Origin of the sequence: Rhizobium sp. CG4, from assembly GCF_023701965.1 — a bacterium.
Taxonomy (GTDB): Bacteria; Pseudomonadota; Alphaproteobacteria; order Rhizobiales; family Rhizobiaceae; genus Agrobacterium.
Genome location: NZ_JABAEG010000003.1, coordinates 595,486 through 612,909 on the forward strand (window position 1 = coordinate 595,486; position 17,424 = coordinate 612,909).

14 protein-coding genes are annotated in these 17,424 nt (G+C 55.4%); 10 read left to right on the forward strand and 4 right to left on the reverse strand.

Annotated elements, in window-relative coordinates:
• Positions 1–148: 148 nt before the first annotated feature.
• Entirely contained in the window at positions 149–850 is a 702-nt protein-coding gene (locus HGO37_RS13040; RefSeq protein ID WP_250983636.1) for a glutathione binding-like protein, read from the forward strand.
• A gap of 57 nt (positions 851–907) precedes the next feature.
• Here HGO37_RS13040 and HGO37_RS13045 read toward each other — a convergent pair whose 3' ends face one another.
• From HGO37_RS13045 to groES, 3 genes are all read right to left on the reverse strand, one after another.
• Entirely contained in the window at positions 908–1,354 is a 447-nt protein-coding gene (locus HGO37_RS13045) for a hypothetical protein (RefSeq protein WP_192487085.1), read from the reverse strand.
• 916 nt (positions 1,355–2,270) lie between these two features.
• Positions 2,271–3,908 carry a chaperonin GroEL gene (gene groL / locus HGO37_RS13050; protein ID WP_250983637.1) on the reverse strand — a complete coding sequence of 546 codons (1,638 nt, stop codon included), beginning with the start codon at positions 3,906–3,908 and terminating at the stop codon, positions 2,271–2,273.
• Positions 3,909–3,981: 73 nt separating this feature from the next.
• Positions 3,982–4,278 carry a co-chaperone GroES gene (gene groES, locus HGO37_RS13055; RefSeq protein WP_027673890.1) on the reverse strand — a complete coding sequence of 99 codons (297 nt, stop codon included), beginning with the start codon at positions 4,276–4,278 and terminating at the stop codon, positions 3,982–3,984.
• 166 nt (positions 4,279–4,444) lie between these two features.
• On the opposite strand from groES, the gene chrA reads away from it, so the two are divergent.
• The 5 genes from chrA (at position 4,445) to HGO37_RS13080 (ending at position 11,745) form a co-directional block, all read left to right on the forward strand.
• The gene (gene chrA / locus HGO37_RS13060) at positions 4,445–5,797 is read left to right on the forward strand and encodes a chromate efflux transporter (RefSeq protein WP_250983638.1); all 1,353 of its coding nucleotides are present in this window, start codon (positions 4,445–4,447) and stop codon (positions 5,795–5,797) included.
• A 105-nt stretch (positions 5,798–5,902) separates the two neighbouring features.
• Positions 5,903–6,751 (forward strand): TIGR01459 family HAD-type hydrolase, encoded by an 849-nt coding sequence (locus HGO37_RS13065; RefSeq protein WP_250983639.1) that lies wholly within the window; start codon positions 5,903–5,905, stop codon positions 6,749–6,751.
• 16 nt (positions 6,752–6,767) lie between these two features.
• Positions 6,768–7,748 (forward strand): bifunctional riboflavin kinase/FAD synthetase, encoded by a 981-nt coding sequence (locus HGO37_RS13070; RefSeq protein WP_250983640.1) that lies wholly within the window; start codon positions 6,768–6,770, stop codon positions 7,746–7,748.
• A gap of 331 nt (positions 7,749–8,079) precedes the next feature.
• Entirely contained in the window at positions 8,080–10,983 is a 2,904-nt protein-coding gene (gene ileS, locus HGO37_RS13075) for an isoleucine--tRNA ligase (protein ID WP_250983641.1), read from the forward strand.
• A gap of 129 nt (positions 10,984–11,112) precedes the next feature.
• Positions 11,113–11,745 (forward strand): hypothetical protein, encoded by a 633-nt coding sequence (locus HGO37_RS13080; protein ID WP_192487091.1) that lies wholly within the window; start codon positions 11,113–11,115, stop codon positions 11,743–11,745.
• A gap of 58 nt (positions 11,746–11,803) precedes the next feature.
• On the opposite strand, the gene HGO37_RS13085 is transcribed toward HGO37_RS13080, so the two are convergent.
• A complete protein-coding gene (locus tag HGO37_RS13085) occupies positions 11,804–12,259 on the reverse strand; it encodes a nucleoside deaminase (RefSeq protein ID WP_250983642.1) in 456 nt (151 codons plus the stop codon).
• Between the two features lie 70 nt (positions 12,260–12,329).
• Between HGO37_RS13085 and HGO37_RS13090 the strand changes: the two genes are divergently transcribed.
• The 4 genes from HGO37_RS13090 to HGO37_RS13105 all read left to right on the forward strand — a co-directional run bounded on the left by HGO37_RS13090 (position 12,330) and on the right by HGO37_RS13105 (position 17,420).
• A complete protein-coding gene (locus HGO37_RS13090) occupies positions 12,330–14,429 on the forward strand; it encodes a pseudouridine synthase (protein ID WP_250983643.1) in 2,100 nt (699 codons plus the stop codon).
• Complete coding sequence (rsmD, locus tag HGO37_RS13095) at positions 14,410–14,967, forward strand: 16S rRNA (guanine(966)-N(2))-methyltransferase RsmD (RefSeq protein WP_192487094.1); 558 nt, start codon at positions 14,410–14,412, stop codon at positions 14,965–14,967. The genes HGO37_RS13090 and rsmD overlap by 20 nt, the downstream gene beginning before the upstream one ends.
• Before the next feature lie 63 nt (positions 14,968–15,030).
• Positions 15,031–15,942 (forward strand): patatin-like phospholipase family protein, encoded by a 912-nt coding sequence (locus HGO37_RS13100; protein ID WP_502941417.1) that lies wholly within the window; start codon positions 15,031–15,033, stop codon positions 15,940–15,942.
• Positions 15,943–16,070: 128 nt separating this feature from the next.
• The gene (locus tag HGO37_RS13105) at positions 16,071–17,420 is read left to right on the forward strand and encodes a TldD/PmbA family protein (protein ID WP_250983644.1); all 1,350 of its coding nucleotides are present in this window, start codon (positions 16,071–16,073) and stop codon (positions 17,418–17,420) included.
• Positions 17,421–17,424: the final 4 nt, after the last annotated feature.

The following is a 17,424-nucleotide window of genomic DNA, read 5'->3' on the forward strand; positions in this document are numbered from 1 at the left end:
GTCTGTTTACGAAAGATAGACGAACAAAGACGATTTGTTCGCAATTGATGAACAATAAAGATCCGAAGCGATGACTTTCGGGTTTAGTTGCAAGCATTAAAATATTTGCAATGCGCATACAGTCTCATAACGACCGAGGAGATGTGCCGTGATCGATCTTTCTGCTTTTCCTGTGACCACTCAATGGCCGGCCACCAATCCAGACATCATACAGCTTTATTCACTTGCCACGCCCAATGGCGTGAAGGTTGCAATTGCGTTGGAGGAATTGGGGCTACCCTATGAGGTTCACAAGATCGATATAGGAACCAATGTCCAGAAATCGATGGAGTTTTTGTCGCTCAATCCCAACGGTCGCATACCCGCAATCATAGATCCACATGGGCCAAACAAACGGCCCATTGGTATTTTTGAGTCCGGTGCCATCCTGCTGTATCTCGCTGAAAAAACTGGGAAACTTTTGCCCCGCGATCCGGAGAAGCGGTATCTTGCGATACAATGGCTATTTTTTCAGGTTGGTGGGGTCGGCCCGATGTTCGGCCAGTTTGGCCATTTCTTTAAGTATGCCTCCGACAAGGTCGCGAATAATCCATACGCGACGGACCGTTATCGTGAAGAAACCCAGCGCCTGCTGAGTGTTTTGGAAAAATGGCTGGAGCACAATCAATGGCTGGCAGGTGATGACTATTCGATCGCCGACATCGCGACATTTCCTTGGGTGCGGGGCCTGGAAGTCCATTATGGCGCGAGGGAGGCTCTGCAATTGGAACGTTATCCCGCTGTTGCAGCGTGGCACCATAAAGCAGAATCTCGCCCAGCCAGCATAAAGGGCCTAAAAGTTCCGGCCTAGGAAAGGGCTGGTTTGTCCTTCCACGGTCCCATACCCTATATCGGTCGGAGTTGGAGCTTATTGCGCGAAACGGGTCGAATAAAATGCATTCTGACCAACAGGCACCTGAAAGCGTGGGAACATGAAGAGGCCGGTTATGCTGCCGTAAAAACGCTCTTCTTGGCCGCGAGATTCGCCTGCACAGAACACTGGTTGGCGTTTGTTGCCGTCTATTTTCACCGTTGTTGTGAAACAAAAGCGTGATGCAGCCATAGAAGCTTGCTCGAACAGGGCCAGAATGCTGGCGCGATCATGGGGATCATAACAACGCATCAGGCTAAGCAAGCCGCATTCTTTACCTTCAAGACCATGAAGTGACGACGACAGGCTGCCAAGTTCAATGATGCCGTTTGACAGGTTGCCGGTCCATTTCTCCGAAACGCAGAGCTGCGAAAAAATTCCATGGTCCTCGTGGCTCCATGAAGGGGAAAATTCGGCATTGTTGTTTCGCGAAATCTTAAACACAGTAGTCCCCGAATTTTATGCCGGAATGCATTCGCTGGTCTCTCGTACCTGACGATATTGGAATGCAAAATGGCACTTTAACAATTCCCATACTCAAACACGTCGCGATGACCCCGATTTGCTGGCGTAGTTTAAGCTGTTGTTTTACGTATCGTTATCGCAAAGTTCCGGTACACTTGCGCGTGACACACTTCAGATTGCGTTTTTCGCTGAAGCATGTGGCATTGCGATGCTGGTTGCTCATCATGAGAAACCTGAAATCGTGAATATTGCGAATGCGCAAAGTATTCACTCATACGAATGTCGGCGAGTCTTGATAAATGCTTTTCGTTTTAGACGCGCTCTGAAATTTTATCTTAGAGTTGTAAATATCTGCTATTCGCGCAGGATTTATAGTTTCTTTTTTTTAAACGGCAATGCATTTTTGCTAAAAAACATCACATACTATGTTTTTTCCGCGATAACTCGAAAATACGACAATTTGCTAGGTTTTCAAGGGTGTTCGTCTGTCAGCATCTACCATCCGGTAAGCTCAGGGACGGAAGAAGAAAGTCCTCATACTCTATTTTTCCACCGCGACAAGTATTTTCTAACATCAATGCTGTCCCATAATGATTCATATTAGATAATTTTGTATTTCTAATTTGTTGCAAACGGCATTTGAAACATAAAATAGTGACTGCCGTCAAAACTGTTTTGCTGAGATCTGAGGCAAAACTGTGAAGGATGCGCACGTTGTGAAGGCGCCGGGGGCGCGAAAGGCCCAATCTCACATTTAGATTGGCAAAACCGATAAGACCTGTGTGCTGACCGTTTTGCTTAACCGCGCGCATTAACGTTACAAGAATAGTATTGGCGCAAACAAAAAAGGGCGATCCGAAGATCGCCCTTTCGTATACGAAACGAGTAGGACTGATTAGAAGTCCATACCGCCCATGCCGCCCATGCCGCCGCCTGGCATTGCAGGAGCGTCTTTCTTCGGCAGTTCAGCAATCATGGCTTCAGTGGTGATCAGCAGCGAAGCAACCGAAGCTGCGTTCTGCAGAGCTGTACGAACAACCTTGACAGGGTCAACGATGCCGAGTGCGATCAGGTCGCCGTATTCACCGGTCTGAGCGTTGTAGCCGTAGTTGTCTTCGTTCTTGTCGAGGATCTTGCCAACAACGATAGATGCTTCGTCACCAGCGTTTTCAGCGATCTGGCGAACCAGAGCCTGCAGAGCGCGGCGAACGATGTTGACGCCAGCTTCCTGATCGTCGTTCTCGCCCTTGACAGTGATCTTCGTGGAGGAACGCAGCAGGGCAACGCCGCCGCCTGGTACGATACCTTCCTGAACAGCAGCGCGCGTCGCGTTGAGAGCGTCGTCGATGCGGTCCTTCTTTTCCTTAACTTCAACTTCTGTCGAACCGCCAACGCGGATAACGGCAACGCCGCCAGCGAGCTTGGCAAGACGTTCCTGCAGCTTTTCGCGGTCGTAGTCAGAAGAAGTTTCTTCGATCTGAGCCTTGATCTGGGCAACGCGGCCTTCGATGTCGGACTTCTGGCCGGAGCCGTCTACGATCGTTGTGTTTTCCTTGGAGATCGAAACCTTCTTCGCCTTGCCGAGCATGTCGAGCGTAACGTTTTCGAGCTTGATGCCGAGGTCTTCGGAGATCACTGTACCACCGGTCAGGATGGCGATGTCTTCGAGCATGGCCTTGCGGCGGTCGCCGAAGCCAGGAGCCTTAACAGCAGCGATCTTCAGGCCGCCACGCAGCTTGTTGACGACGAGCGTAGCAAGAGCTTCGCCTTCTACGTCTTCAGCGATGATGACGAGTGGCTTGCCGGTCTGAACAACAGCTTCGAGAACTGGCAGCATAGCCTGCAGGTTCGAAAGCTTCTTTTCGTGGAGAAGGATGTATGCGTCTTCGAGATCCGCAATCATCTTTTCTGGGTTGGTTACGAAGTAAGGAGACAGGTAACCGCGGTCGAACTGCATGCCTTCAACGACTTCGAGTTCGGTTTCAGCAGTCTTGGCTTCTTCAACGGTGATAACACCTTCGTTGCCAACCTTCTGCATTGCTTCAGCAATGTCGAGACCGATCTGACGTTCGCCGTTTGCAGAGATCGTGCCGACCTGTGCAACTTCTTCGGACGTGTTGATCTTCTTTGCCTTTGCCTGCAGGTCCTTGACGACTTCTGCAACAGCGAGGTCGATACCGCGCTTCAGGTCCATTGGGTTCATGCCAGCTGCAACGGCCTTTGCGCCTTCGCGAACGATGGCCTGCGCCAGAACGGTAGCGGTCGTGGTGCCGTCACCTGCAATGTCGTTGGTCTTGGATGCAACTTCGCGAACGAGCTGTGCGCCCATGTTCTCGAACTTGTCTTCCAGTTCGATTTCCTTGGCGACCGAAACGCCGTCCTTGGTGATGCGCGGTGCGCCGAAGGACTTGTCGATAACAACGTTACGACCCTTAGGGCCGAGAGTTACCTTCACTGCGTCTGCAAGAATATCTACGCCGCGCAGCATCTTTTCGCGTGCGCTGCGGCCGAATTTTACTTCTTTAGCTGCCATTTTCAAAACTCCTGGTTTCGAATTGCCGGACGGTGTCCGGCTTAAAATTTAAGGAAACGACGGGTTCGGCAGATTAGCCGATGATACCCATGATGTCGGATTCCTTCATGATCAGAAGGTCTTCACCGTCGAGCTTGACTTCGGTGCCGGACCACTTGCCGAACAGAACGCGGTCGCCAGCCTTGACGTCGAGAGCGACGACCTTGCCGGACTCGTCACGAGCGCCGGAACCGACGGCGACGATTTCGCCTTCCTGTGGCTTTTCCTTAGCGGTATCAGGAATGATGATGCCGCCCTTGGTCTTTGCTTCGGACTCAACGCGACGAACGACAACGCGGTCGTGAAGCGGGCGGAAAGTTGTGCTTGCCATTGTCTAATCCCTCGATCAAATGACATTCATGGATCTTGTGATCCATCTGGATAGTGTTAGCACTCCCTGTATGTGAGTGCCAGCGAGACGGAGATAAGCAGGCTACCTGTACGAGTCAAGGACGGCCTGTCGGAAAAATTTCATGTAAAATGGTTACTGCGTCTGCATGACAGATTTTTTGCGCCCCGACATTCCGACTACCCGCCCCTCATTTTTTGAGTTGACTGCGACCTTTGCCCGGATCGGCCTGCTTAGCTTTGGCGGTCCGGCCGGTCAGATCGGCATGATGCACCGTATCTTGGTTGATGAACGCCGCTGGATCTCTGAGGAGCGGTTTCTACATGCTTTGAATTATTGCATGCTGCTGCCCGGTCCAGAAGCACAACAACTTGCCACCTATTGCGGTTGGCTTTTACATGGCAGGCGCGGTGGCATCATTGCCGGAACACTTTTTATTGTGCCTGGCTTTATCGTCATCGTGGCGCTCGCGGCAGCTTACGCGCTTTATCAGGATACCCACTGGCTGCCAGCATTGTTGTCAGGTCTGAAAGCTGGCGTTCTCGCCATCGTCATTGAAGCACTGCTGCGGGTGGCAAAACGTGCCCTTGTCAGTCGGTCTCTTATGTATATCGCTGGCGCAGCATTCATTGCTCTGTTTCTGTTTGGTCTGCCATTCCCGTTGGTGATCCTAATCGCCGGTGCTGTCGGTTGGTTTGTGGCGCGAAGAGCCATGACCTCCAGTGCAGCTGGTGAGCAATCGCCTTCTTTAGGAAGCGCGCCAAAGATCGACGTGCCGCCTTTGCACAAAAGAGCGGTCGGCCTGCTGTGTGGTCTTGCTATCTGGCAAATCCCCTTTGCCTTGATCTGGATTTTTGCGGCACCTGAAACCCTGGCGCAATTGCAAACCTTCTTCTCAAAGATGGCCGTTGTGACCTTTGGCGGTGCCTATGCGGTGCTGGCCTATGTGGCGCAGATTGCTGTCGAAACCCACGGCTGGATGACAGCAGGTGAAATGCTTGATGGTCTGGCCCTCTCGGAAGCGACGCCTGGTCCGCTGGTGCTGGTGCTGTCATACATCGGTTTTCTCGCAGCGTTCAGAAATCCCGGCCTGCTTGATCCGCTTTTGGCAGGTGTCATGGGGGCAAGTGTTGCGGCATGGGCAACCTTCGTGCCCAGCTTTATTTTCATTTTTCTTGGTGCACCTTACATGGAAAGTGCGCGCCACAACCGCAGGCTTTCTGCCGCCTTGTCAGCAATCACCGCTGCCGTCGTTGGTGTCATTCTCAATCTTTCTGTCTGGTTTGGCCTGCATGTGCTGTTTCGGGATGTCGAGCGTGTGGCGCTCGTCCCTGTCATCAATCTCAACCTGTCGGTGCCGGTGTGGAACACGCTGGATCCGGTTGCGCTCGCACTGTTTGTGGCCTCAACACTGATGCTGTTTCGCTTCAAGCTTGGCATGGTGCCGGTTTTGGCGTTGTGCATCGCCGCCGGTTTCGCCCGCCTCTGGGTCGGCGGTTAACCGCCGTAACGTCAACTTGCCTTTCAATCCGGTGGCTTTTTTTCTTGCCATCGACGTTGCGCTTTGCAATGTCAGCCTCAATTGTCTTTTACCCGGAAAGTACTCATGGCCCACCGCATAACCACTCTTGGCGACATTACCGAGCAGTTCGACGTCATTCTGTCTGATGTATGGGGTGTTTTGCACAACGGCGTTTCGGCATTTCCGGATGCGGCCGTTGCCTTGGAAGAAGCGCGCAAGGTGGGCAAGACCGTGGTGCTGATTACCAATTCTCCGCGCCCGGCGCCCGGTGTGATTGCTCAGCTGCGCGTGCTCGGCATTCCCGATACTGCCTATGACCGCATCATCACCTCAGGAGACGTGACACGTGGACTGATCGCCGAAGGCCCAAGCAAGGTTTTCCTGCTCGGACCGGAACGTGACCTGCCGTTGCTCGACGGACTGGACGTTGAAATTGTACCAGAAGCCGACGCGGAATCGGTTGTCTGCACCGGCTTCTTCGATGATGAAACCGAAACACCTGAAGACTACACCGATATGCTGAAGGGCTTTATTGCCCGCTCCGTACCAATGATCTGTGCAAACCCCGATCTGGTGGTTGAGCGCGGCGAGCGCATCATTCCATGTGCAGGTGCCATGGCTGCCTATTATGGGCAGCTTGGCGGCGAGGTCCGTATTGCTGGCAAGCCGCACACGCCAATCTATCAGGCGTGCCTAGCTGCGGCCGAAGAGGTTCGTGGCCCGTTTCCGCAGGAGCGGATCTTGGCAATCGGCGACGGCATGCCGACAGATGTCAAGGGCGCCCTCTCGAACGGCCTGCAATTGCTCTATATAAGCGGTGGCATTCACGCTGCGGAATATACGCTGAACGGCCAGACGGATGAGGCATTGCTCAATGCCTATCTGAAGGGGCAGGGTGCGGCGCCTGGCTGGTGGATGCCACGTCTGGCGTAAACAGGAATTGGCGGAAATGACAGTATTTCATCGCAACGAAAAAAAAGAGCCGCTGCCGGAAAATCTTCGCGGTGGGGTCATTGCCATCGGCAATTTCGATGGCGTGCATCGCGGCCACCGGGCTGTGCTTGAGCGGGCACTGGAATTGGCCAGGTCGCGTGGCGTACCTGCGCTGGTGCTGACGTTTGAGCCGCATCCGCGCACGATTTTCAAACCGGATGAACCTGTTTTCCGTCTGAGCCCTGCGTCGCTCAAGGCGCGTTTGCTGGAAGCCGAAGGTTTCCAGTCGGTCATCGAATATCCGTTCGACCATGATTTTTCGCAGCGCTCTGCCGATGAGTTCGTCAAATCCATATTGTCGGACTGGTTGGGTGCCAGTGCAGTGGTGACAGGTTTTGATTTTCATTTCGGCAAAGGTCGTGAAGGCGGGCCTGCATTCCTGATGGAAGCGGGCAAACGTTACGGTTTTGATGTCGCGCTGATTGATGCCTTCCGGGATGAAGGTGCAGAGGTGGTATCGTCCAGTCGTGTCCGGGCATTGCTGACCCAGGGCGATGTTGTCGGCGCTGCCGGACTTCTGGGTTATCGTTATACGGTTGAGGCAGTGGTTATCAAAGGCCAGCAACTTGGCCGCACCTTGGGGTATCCAACCGCCAATATGGCGCTTCCTCCGGAGACTGCACTGAAACCCGGCATTTACGCCGTGCGCTTCCGTCGTGCCGATGGCACGCTTCATGATGGTGTGGCGAGCTTCGGTTACCGCCCGACCGTCACGGAAAATGGCGCCGCATTGCTGGAAACATTTGTGTTCGATTTTTCGGGCGATCTCTACGGCGAAACCTGTTCCGTATCGTTCTTTGGTCATCTGCGCGATGAGTTGAAGTTTGACGGGCTCGAGCCACTTGTCGCCCAGATCAAGCGCGACGAAGAAGAGGCTAGGGCGCTTCTGTCAGGTATTCGTCCGCTGGGCGAACTGGATGCAAAAATCGCTTTTTGACAAGTCTTGCCATCCGGCCGGAAAATTCGAGCGGACAATGCTTGATTGCAAGGCAGGAGGGCGATTTTGTTGCATTTTTTTGGCGGGTGGCGGGCTATTGAGGCGCTATCACCATCTATTCTCTTTTCAAACGGGCTGAAACGCCTTAAAGAACCGGCACTATGTTCCAATATCGGTCGACGTTCATATCCCGAATTATTGGCCCGGCCTTCCGCCCGCTGTAACAGCCGGAAGGTCCGGGATGTTGGCGCTTGTCGAGGCGCTTTCCGCTTTTGTTTATCAAAATCAATACGACGCGACCCCATGAGGGCGCCTCAGTAACGGTACGGTTATGAACGACACCGCAGAAAAAATAGACTATTCCTCCACGCTCTATTTGCCGCAGACGGACTTCCCGATGCGTGCAGGTTTGCCGCAAAAAGAGCCGGAAACAGTAAAGCGCTGGCAGGAAATGGGCCTGTATAAGCGCCTTCGTGCTTCGGCCGCAGGACGTGAGAAGTTCGTGCTGCATGATGGCCCTCCCTATGCCAATGGCAATATCCACATCGGCCACGCACTCAACAAAATCCTCAAGGACGTTATCACGCGCTCGTTCCAGATGCGCGGTTTCGACAGCAACTATGTTCCTGGCTGGGATTGCCACGGTCTGCCTATCGAATGGAAGATCGAAGAAGCCTACCGCGCCAAGGGCAAGAACAAGGACGAAGTTCCGATCAACGAGTTCCGCAAGGAGTGCCGTGATTTTGCAGCTGGCTGGATCGCGAAGCAGTCGGAGGAATTCAAGCGTCTCGGCATCGAAGGCGATTTTGAAAACCCTTACACGACCATGAACTTCCACGCGGAAGCGCGGATCGCTGGCGAACTGTTGAAGATCGCCAAAAGCGGTCAGCTTTATCGCGGCTCCAAGCCGGTCATGTGGTCGGTTGTCGAACGCACGGCTCTGGCTGAGGCCGAAGTTGAATATGCTGATGTCGAAAGCGACATGATCTGGGTGAAGTTCCCGGTTGTCGAAGGCCCGGCTGACCTGAAGGGCAACTTTGTTGTCATCTGGACGACAACGCCTTGGACAATCCCAGGCAACCGCGCGATCTCGTTCTCGTCGCGTTTCCCTTACGGCCTGTACGAAGTTGAAACGGCGACCAATGATTTTGGACCACAGCCCGGCGAAAAGCTCATCTTCTCCACCCGCCTGGCGGATGATGCTGCAGCCAAGGCCAAGGTTACGTTCAAGTTGCTGCGTGGTGTCACAGCGGAGGAGTTGGCGTCGGTCACCTGCGCCCATCCGTTGGCATCCCTGGGTTACGACTTTGCGGTTCCGCTGCTGGACGGCGATCACGTCACTGACGATGCCGGCACGGGGTTTGTGCACACCGCACCAAGCCATGGTCGCGAAGACTTTGACGCGTGGATGGCCAGTGTTCGCGAACTGGAAGCGCGCGGCATCTCGCCCAAAATCCCGTTCCCGGTTGGTGATGACGGTTTTTACACCGAGGATGCTCCGGGCTTCGGTCCGTCGGCTGAAGGCGGTCCCGCACGCGTCATGGACGATAACGGCAAGAAGGGTGATGCCAATGATCGTGTCATCAAGGCGCTGATCGCCGGCAATAACCTGTTTGCACGCGGCCGTCTGAAGCACAGCTACCCGCATAGCTGGCGCTCCAAGAAGCCGGTTATCTTCCGCAACACGCCGCAATGGTTTGTCTACATGGACAAGGAACTGGGTGACGGCACCACGCTGCGCTCGCGCTCGCTTTCGGCCATCGACGACACCCGCTTTGTGCCTGCGTCCGGCCAAAACCGTCTGCGCGCAATGATCGAGAACCGCCCTGACTGGGTGCTGTCGCGTCAGCGCGCCTGGGGCGTTCCAATCGCTGTTTTTGCAGACGAGCAGGGCGAAGTGCTGGTGGACGACGCCGTCAATGCCCGCATCCTTGAAGCGTTCGAGGTTGAGGGTGCAGATGCATGGTTTGCAGATGGCGCCAAGGATCGTTTCCTCGGCGACGAGCACGATCATGCCAAGTGGCACCAGGTCATGGATATCCTTGACGTGTGGTTCGACAGTGGTTGCACGCACACCTTCACGCTGGAAGATCGCCCTGACCTGAAATGGCCAGCCGATGTTTATCTGGAAGGTTCTGACCAGCATCGCGGCTGGTTCCACTCGTCGCTGCTGGAAAGCTGCGCAACGCGTGGCCGTGCGCCTTACAAGGCTGTCGTTACCCACGGTTTCACCATGGACGAACAGGGCCGCAAACAGTCCAAGTCGCTTGGAAACGTTGTCGCTCCGCAGGACGTCATGAAGGAATCCGGCGCTGACATCCTGCGTCTGTGGGTTATGACGACCGACTACTGGGAAGACCAGCGTCTCGGCAAGGCCATCATCCAAACCAATATCGATGCCTATCGCAAGCTGCGTAACACCATCCGCTGGATGCTTGGTACGCTCGCGCATGACACCGGTGAAGACATTGCCTATGCCGACATGCCAGAACTGGAGCAGTTGATGCTGCACCGTCTGGCTGGGCTGGATAAGGTTGTCCGCGAAGGTTACGACGCCTTCGAATTCAAGAAGATCGCCCGTGCCCTGATCGATTTCTCGAATGTTGAATTGTCGGCATTCTATTTCGACGTTCGCAAGGACACGCTTTATTGCGACGCTCCGTCTTCGCTCAAGCGTCGTGCATCGCTTGCGGTTATCCGCAAGCTGTTCGATTGCCTGGTGAGCTGGCTGGCGCCAATGCTGCCATTCACCACAGAAGAAGCGTGGCTCTCGCGTTATCCACAAAGCGAATCGGTTCATCTGGAGCAGTTCCCAACTGTGCCGGGTGAATGGAAAAACGATGCGCTTGCCGCCAAGTGGGACAAGATCCGCAAGGTTCGCACGGTTGTCACCGGCGCGCTTGAAATCGAGCGCCGTGAAAAGCGTATCGGTTCTTCGCTGGAAGCCGCTCCGGTTGTGCACATTGCAGATCCGGAACTGCTAAAGGCACTTGAAGGCCAGGATTTCGCAGAAATCTGCATCACCTCTGCCATCTCGGTGGTGACGGGTGAGGGTGCGTCTGATGCCTTCCGTCTGAACGAAGTACAGAAGGTTTCGGTTGAGCAGAAGCTGGCCGAAGGCAAGAAGTGCGCACGGTCCTGGCGGATTACGGCTGATGTCGGCTCCGATCCTGAATATCCTGACGTATCGGCGCGTGATGCAGCAGCGTTGCGTGAATTGGCCGCAGTAAACTAAGGAAAATGACCGGATGAATTGCACTTTGGTGCTTCATCCGGTAAACCTGCCTGAAATTGGCCGGATTTTCCCAGCATTGCCAAATGAAATTGGCTATGTCTTTTGTTCTGGCTTGGCTTGAAGGGTTCGATGAAGATGATGCAAGGTTTACGCATGTCCGGCGGTATCGCAGGTGTTCTCACCGCTTGCCTGGCCTTGAGTGCATGTACCGGCAGTCCGACCTATGGCACGGGCAAATCCTCCATGGAGCAGCTTGTCGAAGATCTGGGTTCGTCGGTTTCGCTGACCGGCAATCAGGAAAATCGCAATCTGAAATACACGCCGCGTCCGGGTCTCGTTGTGCCTGCCAACGCCAACACACGTCAGCTCAACCAGCCGCAGCAGTCTCTTGCCAGCCGCGAAAACAACCCGCAATGGGTGGAAGCGCCGGAAGAAACCCGCGAGCGCCTGCGTGAAGAGGCGGAAGCCAACAAGAACAACCCGAACTACCGTTCGCCACTCCTGGCAGGCAATGGCACCAATGGCCAGATGACCGAAAGCCAGAAGTGGGAAGCATTCCGTAAGGCCAAGGCGGAAGCCTCAGGCGGCAACGCCGTCAACGGCCAGCGCAAATACCTGACAGACCCGCCAACCGGCTATCGTTCAGCCTCACAAGAAGAGTTGAATGATCTGGGCGAACCGGAACAGAAAAAGGCCAAGCGCCTTAAGAAAGAGGCCGCAGCTGCCAAGCAGGGCAGCAAGTGGTGGATGCCATTCCAATAATGACCGGTTGAGGTATCATGCCGTTGCCCTTATCGCGACGGCATGAGATCGCAGCGTTTTAATCCTCTCGCTTGCTCTGGAAAAAATCTTTGAGCAGCTGCGCGGACGAAGTTTCGCCTATGCCGGAATAAACATCGGGTGCGTGGTGGCAGGTCGGCTGCTGGTAAAAACGCACACCATTGTCAACGCCGCCGCCCTTGGGGTCTTCGGCGCCGTAATACAGTCTGCGAATACGTGCAAATGATATGGCGGCAGCGCACATCGTGCATGGTTCAAGGGTCACATACAGGTCGGCGCCGCTTAGCCGTTCCTGCCCCAATGCCTCACATGCCATGCGGATCGCCATGATTTCGGCATGTGCCGTGACATCATTTAGTTCACGTGTGCGGTTTCCGGAACTGCCAATAACATAACCATCGAGGACGACCACAGCGCCAATAGGAACTTCCTGCTTTTCTCCAGCCTCTTGCGCAGCCGCAAAGGCAAGGTCCATGAAATGCATTGTTTCCGCCATTGTCTGCAATTTCCTCTTAACCACGGCCGTTTGACCTGATAGGACACGGCAAACAACAGGCAAACAACAAATGACATTCAAAGACAAGCCGACGCGCGGTGGTGACAAGAAATTTGACCGTGATCGCAAGCCTGGCAAGCCAGAAGGCAAGCCGGCGGCGAAAAAACAGTCCTATGACAAGGCGGCCGCCGCAAAGGTCGCAGCTGAAGACGCGCCGGTCGGCAAGCCGGAGCGCATTTCCAAGATCATGGCACGGGCAGGGGTCGCATCGCGACGTGATGTCGAGCGCATGATCATGGAAGGTCGTGTTTCAATGAACGGCGTCAAGCTTGATTCGCCGGTCGTGAATGCAACACTTGCCGATCAGATCGAAGTGGATGGCGTGCCGATCCGTGGCGCAGAACGCACCCGCCTGTGGCTCTACCACAAGCCTGCCGGTCTGGTGACCACCAATTTCGATCCTGAAGGTCGTCCGACAGTGTTTGACAACCTGCCGGAAGAATTGCCGCGCGTTCTGTCGATCGGCCGCCTGGACATCAATACCGAAGGTCTGCTTCTTCTGACCAATGACGGTGGATTGTCTCGTGTACTGGAGCTGCCCACCACTGGCTGGCTGCGCCGTTACCGCGTGCGGGCCCATGGTGAGGTCGATCAGGCAGAACTGGACAAGCTGAAGGAAGGCATTGCCGTCGGCGGCGTTCTCTACGGCGCAATTGATGCGACGCTGGACCGCAAGCAGGGCCACAATGTCTGGATTACCATGGGTCTGCGTGAAGGCAAGAACCGTGAAATCAAGAACGTTCTCGGTGCGCTCGGTCTGGAAGTTAACCGCCTGATCCGTATCTCCTACGGTCCTTTCCAATTGGGTGACCTGCCGGAAGGCAAGGTTGTGGAAGTTCGTGGACGCATGTTGCGCGATCAGTTGGGTCCACGCCTGATTGAAGCTGCTGGCGCCAACTTCGAAGCGCCGCTTTATAACGACAATGCCGGTGCAGAAGACGATGAGGCACCAGCTGCCCGTCCTGCAAAGGGTGAGTGGGCAAAGCGCTCGGACGGCGATGACAATTCACGTCCAGCAAGATCCGGCGATAAGCGCGACGACCGTGAACGTTCGCTAGGACGCCTCGATACAAAACGTTCTGACAAGCCCGCCGGGAAATTTGGTTCCAAGCCCGGTTCGAAATTTGGCGCGAAAGGCCGCGACGAAAACGAAGGCGACGATCGCCGTCCATCCCGTCCTGCTTTGGGCAGCAGCCGTACTGCCAATGTCTGGATGGCACCCGGTGCAAAGCCGACCCGCGATGGCAAGGCACGTAAGACATCAGCGCGCGCTGAGGCTGAAAGCCTGTTCAAGCAGCCATCTGCACAGGAAGAAGCACGCCGTAGCGTCGTGCGCCATGCAGATGCAGAGGGTGAGTGGATTCGCTCCGATTCTCCACCGCGTGACGAAGAACAAGGCCGTGGCCGTGGTGAGCGTGGCGACCGACCACGCGGCGAACGGTCATTCGGTGACCGCCCACGCAGTGACAAGCCACGGGGTGACAAACCATTCGGCGACCGCTCGGATCGACCAGCCCGTGGCGACAAGCCGTTCGGTGCTCGGCCTCCACGTGGAGATCGTCCCGCTGGCGAACGTTCGTTTGGGGATCGCCCGCGCGAAGAGCGTTCTTTTAGAGACAGACCGGAGCGTGGGGAACGTTCCGAACGTCCAGCCCGTGGCGACAGACCCTTTGGCGACCGTCCACCACGTGGTGATAAGCCTTACGGTGATCGTCCAGCACGTGGCGACAGACCTTTCGGTGACCGCCCACCACGCGGCGATAAACCTTATGGCGATCGTCCGCCACGCGGAGATCGTGCTGAACGTGGCGAACGTTCTGAGCGTCCGGCACGCGGTGACCGTCCGTTTGGTGATCGCCCGGCCCGTGGCGAGCGCAGCGAGCGACCATTTGGTGACAAGCCACGCAGTGGCAAACCTGGCGGCGGACGTCCGGACGGCAAACCTGGTTTTGGAAAACCGCGCGGTGAACGTTCCGAAGGCGGCGCACGCGGCAAATTCGATGGTAATGGGTCTGGAGGCAAACCCGGCGGCAAAGGTCCTGGCAAGGGACCCGGCGGCAAGTCTTCAGGTGGCAAAGGGATGACACGGAATGCGGATCGTAGGCGGTGAGTTTCGTGGCCGTAGTTTAGCGGCCCCAAAATCAAACAGCATTCGCCCGACAATCGATAGGACCCGGGAAAGCCTGTTCAACATATTGAGCCACGCCTATCCGGAAGCACTGGATGGCACGCGCATTCTCGATGTGTTTGCTGGCACCGGTGCCGTCGGCCTTGAGGCATTGTCCCGAGGCTGTCGTATTGCGCTTTTTGTGGAAAACGGCGTTGAAGGCCGTGGTCTGCTCTGGGAAAATATCGACGCGCTGGGCCTGCACGGCCGGGCGCGTATCCTGCGGCGGGATGCGACCAAACTTGGCAGCGTCAACAATATCGAACCTTTCGATGTGCTTTTTGCCGACCCGCCCTATGGGCTGGGACAGGGTGAGAAGGCTTTTGTTGCCGCGCATGAGGGCGGCTGGTTGGTGCCAGGCGCTCTGGCCATTCTCGAAGAGCGTGGCGACGTCATGGTCAGTGTTGCTCCCGTCTTCAAGCCGCTGGAGCAGAGAACCTTTGGCGATACGAAGATGCATTTCTATCGTTACGAGCCGTAATCATGATGCGGTTCGCAATGTCCCTGAAGATGTCTTCACTCTGACGAGAAAACAGGGAATGTAATGGCTGTTGTGAAGGACGCTCTCGAAATGCAGGACACACCTTCGCAACCAGCACTTACCCATAGCGAACCACGATTTGCCATTGCCCTCGGCGGCGGTGGCGCGCGCGGCATCTGTCACATCAACGTCATCGAAGCCCTGGATGAGCTTGGCTTGAAGCCAGTCGCCGTGGCCGGTGCCTCAATCGGCTCGATTTTTGGTGCTGGTTATGCCGCCGGAATGACCGGCGCGGATATCCGCAATTATACGATCGACCTGATGGGCAAAAAAGGCAGTGTGGCAAACCGTCTGTGGAGCCTCGGGCCCGCCACCATGCGCCATCCCGTCGATGGTTTTCGTCTCGGCCAGTTTAATCTGGAACTTATCCTTGATGCACTGCTGCCCCAGGCGATTCCGAAGACATTCGACAAGTTGCCAACCCCGTTGAAGGTGGTGACGACGGATTATTACGGCCAGTGCGAGGCTGTGGTAACAGAGGGCGACATTTGCACGGCGCTTGCTGCATCATCAGCTATCCCGGCTCTGTTCATGCCGGTCCGGGTTAACGGTCGGGTGATGATCGACGGCGGTATCTTTAATCCCGTTCCCTATGAACCGCTTCTCGATGATGCCGATATTGTGATCGGCGTCGATGTGGTGGGCGGACCGGAAGGTGACGGCACCACAATTCCCAGCCGTATCGATAGCTTGTTCGGTGCAAGCCAGTTGATGATGCATTCTGCCATTGCTGCAAAATTGAAGCTCAATCCGCCACATATCTTCCTGCGTCCACCGGTAAACCGTTTCCGCGTCATGGATTTTATGAAAGCTGAAGAGGTTCTGGCAGAAACGGCGTCCGTGAAGGACGATCTCAAACGGCAGATCGAAACGCAGATCGAATTGTACCATCGCCGTCGGGAAGGGCGAATTTAATCCCGTCAAATCTGTGCGAGCTTTGAAAGTAGCTTCAGTTCTTTGCCTGATTTTGCGACCCAGTTCTCCCTTTACCCTTGATGATAGGCGCACCGGTCAATAAATGGAGCGTAACGAAAGGCGAAATAATGTCCTCTGAAATCAATTCCTCCGCTCTCATTGATCGCGCAAGCCAGTTGGTGGACCTTGCAAAACAGGCAGGTGCGGATAAGGCCGACGCTGTTGTAGTTCGTTCCCGCTCCCATTCTGTTGGCGTGCGTCTTGGCAAGGTTGAAAATACCGAGTCCTCGGAAAGCGATGATTTCGCCCTGCGTGTTTTTGTCGGCAACCGGGTCGCAAGTGTTTCTGCCAATCCGGGCTTCGACCTGAAAACCTTGGCCGAGCGTGCTGTCGCCATGGCAAAGGTTTCACCAGAAGATCCCTTCGCCTGCCTGGCGGACGAAGCACACCTTGCTGGTCAATATGATGATCTTGATCTTTTCGATCCGACCGAAGTGTCATCTGCTGCCTTGCAGGAAGCAGCCCTGGCCATGGAAGAGGCCGCTCTCGCAGTGGAGGGTGTTTCCAATTCATCCGGCGCCGGCGCCTCTACCGGCATGGGTGGTCTTGTGCTTGTCACTTCGCACGGGTTTGCTGGAAGCTACATGGGCAGCCGTTTCAGCCGTTCCGTCAGTGTTATCGCTGGCGAAGGCACGAAGATGGAGCGCGACTATGATTTCGACAGCCGCCTGTATTTTTCCGATCTCGACAGTGCGCAGGACATTGGTCGTCGTGCCGGTGAACGGGTGGTTGAACGCCTGAACCCGCGTCAGGTCGATACGGGTAAAAACGTTACCGTTGTCTTTGATCCACGCGTGGCGCGTGGTTTCGTCGGTCATATCGCCGGTGCCATCAATGGTGCTTCAGTTGCCAGGAAGACCAGCTTCTTGCGTGACAAGATGGGACAGCAGGTTCTGAAAAGCGGCCTGTCTATTACCGATGATCCGCAAATCGTGCGTGGTTCGTCTTCCCGTCCATTCGATGGTGAAGGTGTCCGGGGCGAACGTCTTGTCATGATCGAGGACGGTGTGTTGAAGCACTGGTTCTTGTCCACATCGGCAGCCAAGGAAATTGGCGGTTTCGAGACCAACGGGCGCGGCGTTCGTGGTGGCACCACAGTTAGCCCTGCCTCGACCAATCTGGCGCTGGAACCGGGTGACGTTTCGCCGGAAGAGCTGATCGCAAGCGTCGGCAACGGTTTTTACGTGACAGAACTGATCGGTCAGGGCGTCAATATGATCACGGGTGAATACAGCCGTGGAGCAACCGGCTTCTGGATTGAAAATGGCAAATTGTCGTTCCCGGTATCGGAAGTGACGATTGCGTCCAATCTGAAGGACATGTTCATGCGTGTCACTCCGGCCAATGATGTCGACCGCAAATACGGCGTGGCAGCGCCCACTTTGGCCATTGAGGGCATGACGCTTGCCGGCCGCTGATCCG